This is a genomic window from Streptomyces sp. NPDC004667 (assembly GCF_040609475.1).
In the GTDB taxonomy this organism is placed as follows: domain Bacteria; phylum Actinomycetota; class Actinomycetes; order Streptomycetales; family Streptomycetaceae; genus Streptomyces.
Genome location: NZ_JBEXKC010000057.1, coordinates 1 through 13,704 on the forward strand (window position 1 = coordinate 1; position 13,704 = coordinate 13,704).

The window sequence follows — 13,704 nt, forward strand, 5'->3', positions numbered from 1 at the left end:
GGTCGGCCCCCTTGCGCCGCCGCCCGGCCCGCCGCCCCTCACCCCCGCCCCGGGGAGCGGGCACCCCGGCCTCGGCCCCGAGGTGGGAAACGGGGCCGGGGCCGGGGCCCGAGTTGTATCCGGAGTCGGCCCCGGAGCCAGAGCTTGGGCCGGGGACGGGGCCGAAGCCAGGGCCGGAACCCGGGACCGGGCCGAAGCCGAAGCTTGAGCCGGGAACGGGGCCAGGGCCGGAGCCGGGAACCGGGCCGAAGCCGAAGCTTGAGCCGGGAACGGGGCCAGGGCCGGAGCCGGGAACCGGGCCGAAGCCGAAGCTTGAGCCGGGGACGGGGACCGGGCCGAAGCCGGCGCCGGCGTCGGAGGCCCGACCGGCCTCGAAGGTCCGGCCGTCCCGGGATGCCCGGCCGGGTACCGCTCCGGGCCCCGGACCCGCCCCCGCGGGCCCCGCGGGCCCCTCGGGCGCGCCGGCCGGGGCGGGGTCCGGCCAGGGGGTACGGCGGTGACTGCCCTGCGTATCGCTCACGTCGCTCGCTCCACTGGTCCGGCCCCGGCTGGTTCGGGCACGGCACCCTAGCGGGAGCGGCCGTCACGCACCAAAGCCGTTCGACCACGCAGCGTGTCGGACGAACAGGTGTGTCAGTCGCGTCAGCGGTCAGTCGTGTCAGTAGTCGAAGGCGCGCGCCGTATTGGCGGCCAGCGCCGTGGCCATCGCGTCCTCGTCGATGCCGCGCACCGCGGCCATCGCCCGCACCGTCAGCGGAATGAGGTACGGCGCGTTGGGCCGCCCGCGGTAGGGCGCCGGAGTGAGGTACGGGGCGTCGGTCTCCACCAGCACCAGCTCCAGCGGGGCCACGGCCAGGGCCTCGCGCAGCGGCGCGGCGTTCTTGAAGGTGACGGTTCCGGCGAAGGACATGTAGTACCCGGCGGCCGCGCACTCGCGGGCCATCTCGGCGTCGCCCGAGTAGCAGTGGAAGACGGTCCGCTCGGGCGCACCCTCCTCCCGCAGCACGCGCAGCACGTCCGCGTGGGCGTCGCGGTCGTGGATGACCAGCGCCTTGCCCTGCCGCTTGGCGATCTCGATGTGCGCCCGGAAGGAACGCTCCTGCGCCGCCATCCCCTCCGGCCCGGTGCGGAAGTAGTCGAGTCCGGTCTCGCCGACCGCCTTGACGTGGTCCAGCGCGGCCAGCGCCTCGATCTCGGCCAGGGCCGCGTCGAGGGCCGCCTCGCCGCCGCCGGTCCGCGCGCCCTGGCGGGACCAGCCGTCCGGGTCGCCGTGGACGATCCGGGGGGCTTCGTTCGGGTGCAGGGCCACCGCCGCGTGGACGTTCGGGTGGACGGCGGCGGTCTCGGCGGCCCACCGCGAGCCCTTCACGTCGCAGCCCACCTGGATGACCGTGGTCACCCCCACGGAAGCCGCCTTCGCCAGGCCCTCCTCGACCGTGCCGGCCTGCATGTCGAGGTGGGTGTGCGAATCCGCCACCGCCACCCGGAGCGGTTCGGGCAGCGGTGGCGGCGTGTCCTTCGCCCCCGTCTTGTCATCGCGTGTCATACGGCCGATCTTATGACCGGCGCAGACGCCCCAGCAGACGGGAGAACCAGCTCCGGCGCCGCTCCGGCGCGTCGGCCCCGACCGGCCCGGGGGTGTCGTGCGGCCGTGCGTGCCTGCGCGGCTTCGGGGTCCGCGGGACGTCGGCGCCGGCCGGCACCGGCCCGGCGATCCCGGGTGCGACGCGGTGGTGGTAGAGCTGGTCGAGCATGCCGAGCACCGAGGAGACCTGCCCCGCCCGCATGATCCGTACGACGTGCCCGCCACAGTTCAGGCAGGTGGGATTGGACAGCGGGGAGGGCACCCGCTCGCCGTTGACCGTGTACATGATGAACGGCTGACCCGTGCCGTCGACGTGGTGTTCTATCGCGTAGGCCTGCTCCCACCCGTACCCGCACTTCATGCACGCGAAGGAGTACGCCTCGTGCACGGTCTGTACGGCAGGTGTGGATACGGCGTCCGATACGGCCAGGGGTGCGGGTACCGGGGTGTCTGCGATCTCACTCATGCCAGCTCCTCTTGTTCCACTGGTGCCATTGCCAGTGGACGCCTCTTCGGGCGGGAGCGCATCAGACCCTGTCCAGTGTTGGACCGTCTTTGGGCCAGTCATGCCAAAAGTCGCCGGTGCACGGTCTGAGCTTTGCTTTTCAGGCCGGCTCTTTACCGACCTACGGCATCTTTCGAGTCGCATTCTTTGCCGCGACGACCGCGTCGAAGACCTCGCGCTTGGGTAGTCCCGCCTCTGCCGCGACCGCCGCGATGGCCTCCTTGCGGCGCTCCCCCGCCTCCTCGCGCACCCGCACCCGCCGCACCAGCTCCTCGGCGTCCACGTCGCCCGGTACGGCCGCCGGGGCGCCCTCGACCACGATGGTGATCTCCCCGCGGACCCCGTCGGCCGCCCACAGCGCGAGGGCGCCGAGCCCGCCGCGCTTGACCTCCTCGTAGGTCTTGGTCAGCTCGCGGCAGACGGCGGCCCGCCGGTCCGCGCCGAACACCTCGGCCATCGCCGCCAGGGTGTCGTCGAGCCGGTGCGGGGCCTCGAAGTAGACGAGCGTGCGCCGCTCGCCCTCGACCTCGCGCAGCCGGCCCAGGCGCTCGCCCGCCTTGCGCGGCAGGAACCCCTCGAAGCAGAAGCGGTCCACCGGCAGCCCGGACAGCGCGAGCGCGGTGAGCACGGCGGACGGCCCGGGTACGGCCGTGACCTTGATGTCCTTCTCGACGGCGGCGGCGACCAGCCGGTAGCCGGGGTCGGAGACCGAGGGCATCCCGGCGTCCGTCACCAGCAGCACCCGCTTGCCGGCCTCCAGGGCCTCGACGAGCTCCGGGGTCCGGGCGGACTCGTTGCCCTCGAAGTACGACAGCACCCGCCCGGTGGTGTGCACGCCGAGCCCCTGCGTCAGCCGGCGCAGCCGCCGGGTGTCCTCGGCGGCGATCACATCGGCCCGCTCCAGCTCGGCACCGAGCCGGGGCGGGGCGTCGGCGAGGTCCCCGATGGGGGTCCCGGCGAGGACGAGCACGCCGTCGGTCGGGGAGGTGGCTTCGGTACCGCGGGCCTGTTCAGCTGTCACCCCGCCATCTTCTCATCGGTCCCGGCACGGCTCCGGGCCCTCCCGTCCGCCCCGCGCGACGCACCCGCTCCGGACCGACTTCGCACGTCCCGACCCACGTGGGGGCTGGGGCTCCACAGGGGCGTTCCCTACGATGACCCGGTGACCAGTACCGCGACGCCGCCGCCCAGCCCCGCGGGGGCCCCGCCCGTCCCGCCGGGCGCGGGCGACTCCGCGCCCGAGCCGTCCCCCTGGCTGCGCCGCCTGCGGGGCTTCGGCTACACGCCGGCCGCGCCGCCCGCCGACGTCCGCACCCGCCTGGTGCCCCCGTACGCCCGCCCGTCCGGGCAGCTCTGGACGGCGCTCGGGGTCCCGGAGGCGAGCCGACACGGCTGGCAGCGGTTCATGGGGTGGGCCGGGCCGCTGCTGGTGACGCTGGTGGCCGGGGTGCTGCGGTTCGTGCACCTGGGCAGCCCGAAGGCGGTGATATTCGACGAGACGTACTACGCCAAGGACGCCTGGGCGACGATCCGCCAGGGCTACGAAGCCAGTTGGCCCAAGGATGTCGACAAGTCGATCCTCGCGAATCCCGACGCCGTGCCGCTCCCCCTGGACCCCGGCTACGTCGTGCACCCGCCGGTCGGCAAATGGGTGATCGGGCTCGGCGAGTGGATGTTCGGCTTCGACCCGTTCGGCTGGCGGTTCATGACGGCCGTGCTCGGCACCCTGTCGGTGCTGATGCTCTGCCGGATCGGCCGCCGGCTGTTCCGCTCCACCTTCCTCGGCTGCCTGGCCGGCGCGCTGCTCGCGGTGGACGGCCTGCACCTGGTGATGAGCCGCACGGCCCTCCTCGACCTCGTCCTCATGTTCTTCGTACTGGCGGCCTTCGGGGCGCTGGTCATCGACCGCGACAAGGCCCGTGCCCGGCTCGCGGCGGCGCTCCCGCTCGACGAGGAGGGCCGGGCCCGCCCCGACCGGGACATCGCGCGGAACCTGCGGCTGGGCCTGCGCCCGTACCGGCTGCTGGCCGGCGTCTGCCTGGGCCTGGCCTTCGGCACCAAGTGGAACGGCCTGGTGGTGCTGGCCTTCTTCGGCGTGCTGACCGTGCTGTGGGACGCGGCCGCCCGCCGCACCGCCGGCGCGGGCACCCCGTACGCGGCGATGCTGCGCCGGGACGCGCTGCCGGCCTTCCTGTCGACGGTGCCGGTGGCGATCGGCGTGTACCTGGCCTCCTGGGCGGGCTGGATCCTGAGCCCGGACAACGGCAAGGGCGGCTACTTCCGCGACTGGGCCGCCAAGTACGACCAGAACAGCTCCCTGTCCTTCCTCCCGGAGTGGCTGCGCAGCCTGTGGCACTACGAGACCGAGGTCTACAAGTTCCACGTGGGCCTGACCTCGGGCCACACCTACGAGTCGAACCCGTGGAGCTGGCTGGTCCTGGGCCGGCCCGTCTCCTACTTCTACGAGTCCCCCTCCCCCGGCACCGACGGCTGCCCGGCGACCGAGGCGGGCAAGTGCGCCCGCGAGGTCCTGGCCCTGGGCACCCCGCTGCTGTGGTGGGCGGGCTGCTTCGCACTGCTGTACGTGCTGTGGCGGTGGTTCTTCCGCCGCGACTGGCGTGCGGGCGCCATCGCGTGCGCGCTGGGCGCCGGCCTGCTGCCCTGGTTCAACTACCAGGAGCGGACCATCTTCTACTTCTACGCGGTGGTCTTCGTCCCGTACCTGTGCCTGGCGGTGGCGATGATGATCGGTGCCCTCCTGGGCCCGGCGGGCTCCACCGAACGCCGCCGCGCCCTGGGCGCGATCGGAGCGGGCGTCCTCGTCCTGCTGATCATCTGGAACTTCATCTACTTCTGGCCGATCTACACCGGCGGCACCCTGCCGATGGACTCCTGGCGCGGCCGCATGTGGCTGGACACCTGGATCTAGCGCGTTCGCCGTGTCGCCGCGTTCGCCGGTGTCGCCGTGTTCACCGTGTGACGCGTGCGACATCCCGTTCCGATGAACAACAGCGTGGCGGCACGCTCGCACAGCGTAAGGTCCACACCAGGAGTTCTTTGAACGTGTTCAGAGAACGGGGGTTCCTGGGGAGGGGACGCATGAACGGGGCAGCGAAGGGCGCCATCGTCGGCGGGGTGTTTCTCGCCATGGTCGGCGGCACCGCGTACGGGGTCTACAGCCTGGTCGGGGACGAGGGGGCCGGGGGCGGCGACGCCAAGGGGTCGATGAGCGGCAGCGCGCCGGCCGGACAGAAGGCGAGCGGGCCCGTCACCGAGAAGGAGACCGCGGAGACCGCGCGGGCCTTCCTGGCCGCGTGGGCGGCTGGCGACGACCAGGCGGCGGCCGGACTGACGAACAACACGCAGGCCGCGCAGTCGGCGGTCGCCGACTACCGCAAGGCCGCGTACGTCTCCAAGGCCGTCATCACCCCCGGCACGCCCGAGGGCACCACCGTTCCCTTCAAGGTGGAGGCCGAGGTCTCCTACCAGGGCGCGACCAAGCCCCTCGTCTACGACTCCCGGCTGACCGTCGTACGCGGGGCGACCACCGGCAAGCCGCTCGTCGACTGGCAGCCCTCGGTGATCCACCCCCAGCTCCAGCGCGACGAGCGGCTGCGCGCGGGCACCCCGGCGAGCCCGCCGGTGAAGGCCGTGGACCGCCACGGCAAGGAACTCACGGCGGAGCGCTACCCGTCGCTGGGCCCGGTCCTGGACGCGCTGCGCAAGACGTACGGGGAGAAGACCGGCGGCACCCCCGGCGTCGAGCTGTGGATCGAACCCGCCGGCCCCGACGCCCCCAAGCGGACCCTCGTGACGCTGGTCGAGGGGAAGCCCGGACAGATCGAGACCGTCCTGGACGCCGACGTGCAGGCGGCGGCCGAGAAGGCGGTCGCCGCCCACGCCGAGGCCTCGGTCGTCGCGGTCCAGCCGAGCACCGGCGACATCCTGGCGGTGGCCAACCACCGCCGGGACGGATTCAACGCGGCGATGCAGGGCAAGCGGGCGCCCGGCTCCACCCTGAAGATCGTGACGGCGGCGATGCTGCTGGAGAAGGGCCTGGTGGCCGCGGACCGGCCCGCGGCCTGCCCGGCCACGGCCTCCTGGGACGGCAAGGTCTTCCGCAACCAGGGCGGCTTCTCCACGCAGGGGCAGCCCTTCTCGAACAGCTTCGCCCGATCCTGCAACACCGCCTTCATCAGCCTGATCGACGATGTGAAGGACAACGGCGCCCTGCCGGCCGTGGCCCGGGAGGCCTTCGGCATCGGGCTGGACTGGAAGACGGGCGTCCCCTCGCAGGACGGGACGGTTCCGGTGACCTCCGGTTCCGCGGCGGCGGCCGAGTACATCGGCCAGGGCGCGGTCCAGATGAACCCGCTGAACATCGCCTCCATCACGGCCACGGCCCGCACCGGCGTGTTCCGACAGCCGGTGCTCGTCAAGGCCTCCCTGGACGGGCGCACCCTGGCCACGGCCTCGCGCCGGCTGGCGCCCGGGGTCTCGGCGCAGCTGGTCCAGATGATGCGGCAGACCGCCACCGGCGGCACCGCCGCGGGGGCGATGTCCTCGGTCCACGGCTCCGACAAGGGCGCGAAGACCGGCTCGGCGGAGGTCGACGGCGCGGCCGCCCCCGACAGCTGGTTCACCGGCTTCAGCGGTGACGTGGCCGCCGCGGCGATGGTCGAGGGCGGCGGCCACGGCGCCGACGCGGCGGGCCCCATCGTCGCCCAGGTCCTGAACTCCTGACGCGCCGCCCGACGGGGTCGCGGGCCCGTGGAGATCACGGGCCCGCGCAGGTGACCGTCCCGGCGGGATCACAGGCTCCCGCAGGTCACCGTCCCGCCGCGGTCACAGGCAGGTGCGCAGCGCGCGGACCAGGGACTGGGCGCGGGGGTCGGCGGTGACCGACTTGGCGTGGGAGTTCGTCACGTAGCCGAAGCCGATGCCCGCCTCCGGGTCCGCGAACGCCAGTGAGCCGCCCCGTCCCGGGTGGCCGAAGGAGGCCGGGGACAGCAGCGGCGAGGCCGGGCCGTGCAGCATGTACCCCGGGCCGAAGCGGGTGCCCACCACCAGCACCCGGTCGGCGCCGGAGGCGAACTCCGTACCGGCGAGCGCGGTCGTCGCCGGGGTGAAGACGCGGGCGCCGTCCTCGACCACCCCGATGGTGGCCCCGTAGAAGCGCGCCAGTGCGCGGGCCGTGCCGATGCCCGCGGAGCCGGGCAGTTCGGCGGCCCGGTACACGGGGTCGTTCTCGTCGGGCTGGGGGTCGATGGCGGCGAAGGCGCGGCGGGTGAGGGACTCCGGGTCCGCGTAGGCCTCCGAAACGTTTCTCCTGGGCCGGGTCTTCAGCAGGCCCGCACTCGCCGGGGGCTCGACCGGAGCCACCCGGCCCACCCGGTGCTCCTGCTCCTCCGGCAGGCCGATCCAGAAGTCCAGTCCCAGCGGCTCGGCGATCTCCTCGGCGAGGATCCCGCCCACCGTGCGGCCGGTCGCCCGCAGCACCAGCTCGGACACCAGCCAGCTGAAGGTCTGGGCGTGGTAGCCGTGCGCGGTGCCCGGTTCCCAGTGGGCCCGCTGGGCGGCGACGGCGCGCGCGCCGGTGACCCCGTCCACCGCCTGCGCGACGGTGAGTCCGCGGTCCAGCGCGGGCACCCCGGCCTGGTGGGCGAGCAGGTGGCGGACCAGGGTCCGTTCCTTGCCGCCCGCCTTGAACTCCGGCCAGTACGAGCCCACGGGCGCGTCCAGGTCCAGCAGTCCGCGCTGGTGCAGGAGCAGCGGCACGGCGGCGGCCACGCCCTTGGTGGCGGAGCGCACGATCTGCGCGGTGTCCTCGGTCCAGGGCTCGGTGCCGTCGGCGTCCTTGGTGCCGCCCCACAGGTCGACGACCTTGCGGCCGTCGCGGTAGACGGCGACGGCCGCGCCCCGGTCCCCGAGCACCTCGAAATTGCGCGCGAAGGCGTCTCTGACGGGCTCGAAGCCCTCGGTCACCACACCCTGGATGTTCACGTCCGGGGCAACAACCGCAGGCCGGCGCTTATGCCACGGTCCGCTTATGCCACGGTCACCGAGCGCGGGTCGAAGCCGAAGGGCAGCTCCAGCCGGTGGGCGCCCATCAGGGCCTCGTCGCACAGCAGGTCGCGGGTGCGGCCGTCGGCGGCGATGACGCCCTCGCTGAGGATCACCGAGCGCGGGCAGAGTTCCAGCGCGTACGGCAGGTCGTGGGTGACCATCAGCACGGTCACGTCCAGCGAGCGCAGGATGTCGGCGAGCTCGCGGCGCGAGGCGGGGTCGAGGTTGGAGGAGGGCTCGTCCAGGACGAGGATCTCGGGGCGCATCGCCAGTACGGTCGCCACCGCCACCCGGCGGCGCTGCCCGAAGGAGAGGTGGTGCGGCGGGCGGTCGGCGAAGTCGGCCATGCCGACCAGTTCGAGGGCCTCGCGGACCCGCTCCTCCAGTTCGGCGCCGCGCAGGCCGGCCGCCGCCGGGCCGAAGGCCACGTCCTCGCGGACGGTCGGCATGAAGAGCTGGTCGTCGGGGTCCTGGAAGACGATGCCGACGCGGCGGCGGATCTCGGCGAGGTTGCGCTTGTCCACGGGCAGCCCGGCGACGGTCACGGTGCCGACCCCGCCGCCGAGGATGCCGTTGAGGTGGAGCACGAGGGTGGTCTTGCCTGCGCCGTTGGGGCCGAGCAGGGCGACCCGCTCCCCGGCGGCGACGGTGAGGTCGACGCCGAAGAGGGCCTGGTGCCCGTCGGGGTAGGCGTAGGCGACGCCGGCCACCTCCAGGGAGGGCGGGGGCGACGCGGAAGCGGAGGCGGAGGCGGGGGCGGAGGGAGCGGTCACAGCGTCCATCCCATCAGACAGACGGCGAGGGCCGTCACCGGGAGCACGGCCGCGTAGGCCCACTGGGCGCGGCTGGCCGTGACGTCGTCGATCACCGGCATCGAGCCGGTGTAGCCGCGGCTGACCATCGCGAGGTAGACCCGCTCGCCGCGTTCGTAGGAGCGGATGAAGAGGGCGCCGGCCGTTTTGGCGAGGACGCCCCAGTGGCGCACGCCCCGGGCCTCGAAGCCGCGCGAGCGGCGGGCGATGGACATCCGGCGCAGCTCTCCGCTGATCACGTCGCCGTACCGGATCATGAAGGAGGCGATCTGGACCAGCAGCGGCGGGAGCTTGAGGCGCTGGAGGCCCAGCAGCAGGGCGCGCAGTTCGGTCGTCGAGGCGAGCAGGACGGAGGCGGCCACGCCGAGGGTGCCCTTGGCCAGGACGTTCCACGCGCCCCACAGACCGGAGACGCTCAGCGAGAGGCCGAGGACGTGGACCTGCTCGCCCTCGGCGACGAAGGGCATGAGGACGGCGAAGGCCACGAAGGGGACCTCGATCAGCAGCCGTCGCAGCAGGAAGCCGGCGGGGACCCGGGCCGCCGCCGCGACGACCGCGAGCAGGACGGCGTAGAGGCCGAAGGCCCACATCGCCTCGCGCGGGGTGGAGACGACGACGACCACGAACGCGAAGGTCGCGGCGATCTTGCAGTGCGGCGGCAGCCCGTGGACGGGCGAGTGCCCGTGCCGGTACAGCCTGTGCGCGTGGCCGGCCCCCATGTCAGTGGGCCGAGGGGGCGGCCGGGGCGGTGGCGGTGAGGTCTTCCGCGCGGCGCCGGCGCACGGACCAGAAGATGCCGGTGCCCACGACGACGGTCACGCCGACGCCGATGATCCCGGCGAGGCCGCCGGAGAGGCGGGCGTCGGAGACGTCCTTGACGCTGTAGTCGGCGAGCGGGGAGCCCGCGGCGGCGTGTTCCCGGGCCTTGGCGTCGATGCCCTGGTCGGCGGCCACCTTCTCCAGGCCGTCGGGGCTGGAGGAGGCGTAGTAGGAGACGAACCCGGCGAGGACGAGGGCGGTGACCAGGCCGCTGATCCACAGCGGGCGGGTGGAGCGGGCGGCGGCGGGCACGGGGGCGGCGGCCGACGCGGGCGCGGCGGGCGCGTCGACAAGTCGACCGTCGACGCGCAGCTTCAGCGGGGCGGCCAGTCCGCGCGCCCCGTGCACCAGGTCGGGCCGTACGGCGATGACGGCGCCCACGGTCGCGGCGGTGATGACGGCCTCGCCGATGCCGATGAGGACGTGCACGCCCACCATCGCGGTGAACACCTTGCCGATCGGGACGTCGGTGGTGCCGCCGAGGGCGTAGAAGAGGGTGAACATGACGGCCGCGCCGGGCACCGAGAGCAGCGCTCCGGCGAAGGCCGCGACGGTGACCGAGCGGCGGCCGGCCGGCAGCACCTTGAGCAGCCCGCGGAAGACGGCGTAGGCGACGACCACGGTGACGACGGCCATGTTGGAGATGTTGACGCCGAGGGCGGTCAGGCCGCCGTCGGCGAAGAGGATGCCCTGCATGAGCAGGACGACGGAGACGCAGAGGACGCCCGTGTAGGGGCCGACGAGTATGGCGGCGAGCGCCCCTCCCAGCAGGTGGCCGCTGGTGCCGGCCGCGACGGGGAAGTTCAGCATCTGGACGGCGAAGATGAAGGCGGCGACGAGGCCGGCGAGCGGGGCGGTGCGTTCGTCGAGTTCGCGGCGGGCGCCGCGCAGGCTGACGGCGACGGCGGTGGCGGCCACTGCTCCGGCGGCCACCGAGACGGGTGCGTTGATGAATCCGTCGGGCACATGCATGGAGCGGCTCCGCTTCCTCTTCCTCACTAAGTCTTTAACCGTTCAAGAATAGTGCCCAGTTGCAAATGGTTGGCAAGAGCGGCTCCGTCACAAATGGACCCGCGCGCTTTCGTGGGAATGTGCGACGCTGGACGGACAAACGGACTCATTTGCTCCGATTTTGAGGAGTCTTGTCGATGTCAGCCACCGCCGAGAATCCACCGGGCCGCACCGCCGGGGCCGCCGGGACCGCCACCGCGACGGCGACCGCGACCGCGCCGCCGGCCCCGCCCGCTTCCGCCCAGGCCGTCGAGATGCGCGTGCGCGCCCGCGTCATCAGCGACGACCCCCTCTACCGCGCCATCCCCGTGGCCCTGCGCTTCACCTCCGCCGAGCCGCTCGCCGTCCGCGTCGTCTTCCCCGCCGAGCTGTCCCCGGAGGACACCGACAACGAGTGGGTCTTCCCCCGCGCCCTCCTGGAGGCGGGCCTGCTGGCCCCGACCGGGACCGGGGACGTCCGCGTGTGGCCCTGCGGCCGGGTGCAGGCCGTGGTCGAGTTTCACTCTCCCGAGGGAGTGGCCGTCATCCAGTTCGACATCGCCGCGCTGCGCCGCTTCCTGCGCCGCACGTACGCCGCCACCACCCGGTAGACCCGACGCCGCGCGACGGCATGACGGCGGACGGGACGAGACGCGACCGGCCCCGCACCTGGAGTCCAGGTGCGGGGCCGGGTTCGACGGCGTCGGCCGGTCAGGCGTTGACCAGCTCGCGGTCCTTGTCCGGACCCTCCGCGGAGCCGGAGCCGGCGTCGCCGAGGTGCTTGCGCAGGCTCTCGCCCTCCACGTCCACGTTCGGCAGGATCCGGTCGAGCCACTTCGGCAGCCACCAGGCCTTGTGGCCGAGCAGCGCCAGCACCGCCGGAACGATGGCCATGCGGACCACGAAGGCGTCGAAGAGGACGGCGACGGCCAGGCCGAAGCCGATCATCTTGACCATCGCGTCGCTGGCCCCCAGGAAGCCGGAGAAGACGGCGATCATGATCACGGCGGCGGCCACGACCACGCGGGCGCTGTACTGGAAGCCGGTGACCACGGCCTGGCCGGGACGCTCGCCGTGGACGTACGCCTCACGCATCCGGGTGACCAGGAAGACCTCGTAGTCCATCGCCAGGCCGAAGACCACGCCCACCATGAAGATCGGCATCATCGACATGATCGGGCCGGTCTGCTCCACCCCGAACAGCGAGCCGAGCCAGCCCCACTGGAAGACCGCGACGACCGCGCCGAGGGCCGCGACGACCGACAGCAGGAAGCCGAGGGCCGCCTTGAGCGGGACCAGGATCGAGCGGAAGACCAGCATCAGCAGCAGGAAGGCCAGGCCGACCACGAGCGCCAGGTAGGGCAGCAGCGCGTCGTTCATCTTCTGCGAGAAGTCGATGTTCATCGCGGTCTGGCCGCTGACGTACACGCCCTCGGGGTCGCCCTCGCGGATCGAGTGGACGAGGTCCTCGGTCTTGACGGAGGACGGCCGGTCCTTCGGGATGACGCTGACGATCGCCGCGTCCTTGGCCTCGTTCTGGACCGGCGGCATCACGACCGCCACCCCGTCCAGGCCCTTGATCCGGTCGGCGGTCTTGTCGGCGAGCGCCTTGTCGCCGTCGACGACCACCATCAGCGGACCGTTGAAGCCGGGGCCGAAGCCCTCGGAGAGCAGGTCGTACGCCTTGCGCTGGCTGGTGGAGACCGGCTTGGAGCCGTCGTCCGGCAGGCCCATCTCCAGCTTGCTCGCCGGGATCGCGACCGCGCCGAGGCCGATCACACCGACCAGCAGGACCATGATCGGGCGGCGCAGCACGAAGCGGGCCCAGCGGGTGCCGCCGTTGGCCTTGGGCTCGGTGCCGGCCGGCTTGCCCTTGCCGAAGAGCTTGCTCTTCGTCCCGGCGGGCAGCACCTTCCTGCCCGCGAAGCCCAGGATGGCGGGGACCAGGGTCAGGGCGACGAGCACCGCGATGACGACCGTTCCGGCGGCCGCGACACCCATCTTCGTCAGCATCGGGATGTTGACGACGGCCAGGCCCACCAGGGCGATGACCACGGTCAGACCGGCGAACACCACCGCGGAACCGGCAGTTCCGGTGGCCCGGCCGGCGGCCTCGTCACGCTCGCGGCCCTCGGCGAGCTCCGCGCGGTAGCGGGAGACGATGAAGAGGGCGTAGTCGATGCCGACCGCGAGGCCGATCATCATCGCGAGGGTGGAGGTGGTGTTGCCCAGGTCCAGCACGTTGGCGAGCGCGGTGATGGAGGAGACGCCGATGCCCACGCCGATCAGGGCGGTCAGCAGCGGCAGCCCGGCCGCGATCAGCGAACCGAAGGTGATGACGAGGACGACCGCGGCGATCAGGATGCCGATGACCTCGCCGGAGCCCGTCTCGGGGGCCTCCATCAGCGCGTCGCCGCCGATCTCGACCTGCAGTCCGGCCTTCTGCGCGGCGTGGCCGGAGTCCTTGAGGGCGTCGCGGGTGTCGTCCTTCAGCTCCATCCCGCTGACCTTGTACTTCACGCTGACGTAGGTGGTGGAGCCGTCCTGGCTCACCGCCTTCGTCTGGTACGGGTCCTCGACACTGGCGATCTGGTCGGCGCCGGCGCCGCCCTTCAGGTCCGAGATGAGCTTCTCGACCTCGGCCTTGGGCGCCGGGTCGGTGACCTTGGCGCCCGCCGGGGCCTTGACGACGATGCGGGCGGTCGCGCCGTCGGCGGACATGCCCGGGAACTTCTGGTCCAGCAGGTCGAAGGCCTTCTGGGCCTCCGTCCCGGGTATCGAGAAGGAGCCGGAGGTGGGCGCCGAAGCGGTCGCGGCGCCGAAGACGGCCGCGAACAGCAGCGCCACCCAGACGAGGGCGACGAGGCCGCGGCGCCTGAAGGCACCTCGGCCGAGCCGGTAGAGGAAGGTGGCCACGTCGTGGTTCT

11 protein-coding genes are annotated in these 13,704 nt (G+C 73.0%); 3 read left to right on the forward strand and 8 right to left on the reverse strand.

Features of this window, described 5'->3' with window-relative positions:
• Window positions 1-658 precede the first annotated feature (658 nt).
• From ABZW32_RS27015 to rsmI, 3 genes are all read right to left on the reverse strand, one after another.
• Entirely contained in the window at window positions 659-1,546 is an 888-nt protein-coding gene (locus ABZW32_RS27015) for a TatD family hydrolase (protein WP_356220419.1), read from the reverse strand.
• Window positions 1,547-1,556: 10 nt separating this feature from the next.
• Entirely contained in the window at window positions 1,557-1,946 is a 390-nt protein-coding gene (locus tag ABZW32_RS27020; protein ID WP_356220514.1) for a hypothetical protein, read from the reverse strand.
• Between the two features lie 265 nt (window positions 1,947-2,211).
• A complete protein-coding gene (rsmI, locus tag ABZW32_RS27025; protein WP_356220422.1) occupies window positions 2,212-3,111 on the reverse strand; it encodes a 16S rRNA (cytidine(1402)-2'-O)-methyltransferase in 900 nt (299 codons plus the stop codon).
• A gap of 141 nt (window positions 3,112-3,252) precedes the next feature.
• Here rsmI and ABZW32_RS27030 point away from each other — a divergent pair, with 141 nt between their 5' ends.
• Together ABZW32_RS27030 and ABZW32_RS27035 are read left to right on the forward strand one after the other, a co-directional pair.
• A complete protein-coding gene (locus tag ABZW32_RS27030) occupies window positions 3,253-5,019 on the forward strand; it encodes a phospholipid carrier-dependent glycosyltransferase (protein ID WP_356220424.1) in 1,767 nt (588 codons plus the stop codon).
• Between the two features lie 170 nt (window positions 5,020-5,189).
• Window positions 5,190-6,833, forward strand: coding sequence for a penicillin-binding transpeptidase domain-containing protein (locus ABZW32_RS27035; RefSeq protein ID WP_356220427.1), 1,644 nt, complete (start codon window positions 5,190-5,192; stop codon window positions 6,831-6,833).
• A gap of 102 nt (window positions 6,834-6,935) precedes the next feature.
• Here the strand turns inward: ABZW32_RS27035 and ABZW32_RS27040 are convergent, their stop codons facing one another.
• From ABZW32_RS27040 to ABZW32_RS27055, 4 genes are read right to left on the reverse strand one after another with little or no spacing between them, the layout of a single operon-like run.
• Window positions 6,936-8,093, reverse strand: a complete 1,158-nt coding sequence (locus ABZW32_RS27040) for a serine hydrolase domain-containing protein (RefSeq protein ID WP_356220430.1) — start codon at window positions 8,091-8,093, stop codon at window positions 6,936-6,938.
• A gap of 44 nt (window positions 8,094-8,137) precedes the next feature.
• On the reverse strand, window positions 8,138-8,938 hold the full coding sequence (locus ABZW32_RS27045; RefSeq protein WP_356220432.1) for an ABC transporter ATP-binding protein: 801 nt from the start codon (window positions 8,936-8,938) through the stop codon (window positions 8,138-8,140).
• Entirely contained in the window at window positions 8,926-9,687 is a 762-nt protein-coding gene (cbiQ, locus tag ABZW32_RS27050; protein WP_356220434.1) for a cobalt ECF transporter T component CbiQ, read from the reverse strand. Before cbiQ ends, ABZW32_RS27045 begins: the two co-directional genes overlap by 13 nt.
• 1 nt (window position 9,688) lies before the next feature.
• Window positions 9,689-10,759: an energy-coupling factor ABC transporter permease gene (locus ABZW32_RS27055; RefSeq protein WP_356220436.1), complete on the reverse strand. Its 1,071-nt coding sequence runs from the start codon at window positions 10,757-10,759 to the stop codon at window positions 9,689-9,691.
• Window positions 10,760-10,935: 176 nt separating this feature from the next.
• On the opposite strand from ABZW32_RS27055, the gene ABZW32_RS27060 reads away from it, so the two are divergent.
• Entirely contained in the window at window positions 10,936-11,388 is a 453-nt protein-coding gene (locus tag ABZW32_RS27060; RefSeq protein ID WP_356220439.1) for an SsgA family sporulation/cell division regulator, read from the forward strand.
• Between the two features lie 100 nt (window positions 11,389-11,488).
• On the opposite strand, the gene ABZW32_RS27065 is transcribed toward ABZW32_RS27060, so the two are convergent.
• Window positions 11,489-13,693, reverse strand: coding sequence for an MMPL family transporter (locus tag ABZW32_RS27065; protein ID WP_356220440.1), 2,205 nt, complete (start codon window positions 13,691-13,693; stop codon window positions 11,489-11,491).
• Window positions 13,694-13,704 lie beyond the last annotated feature (11 nt).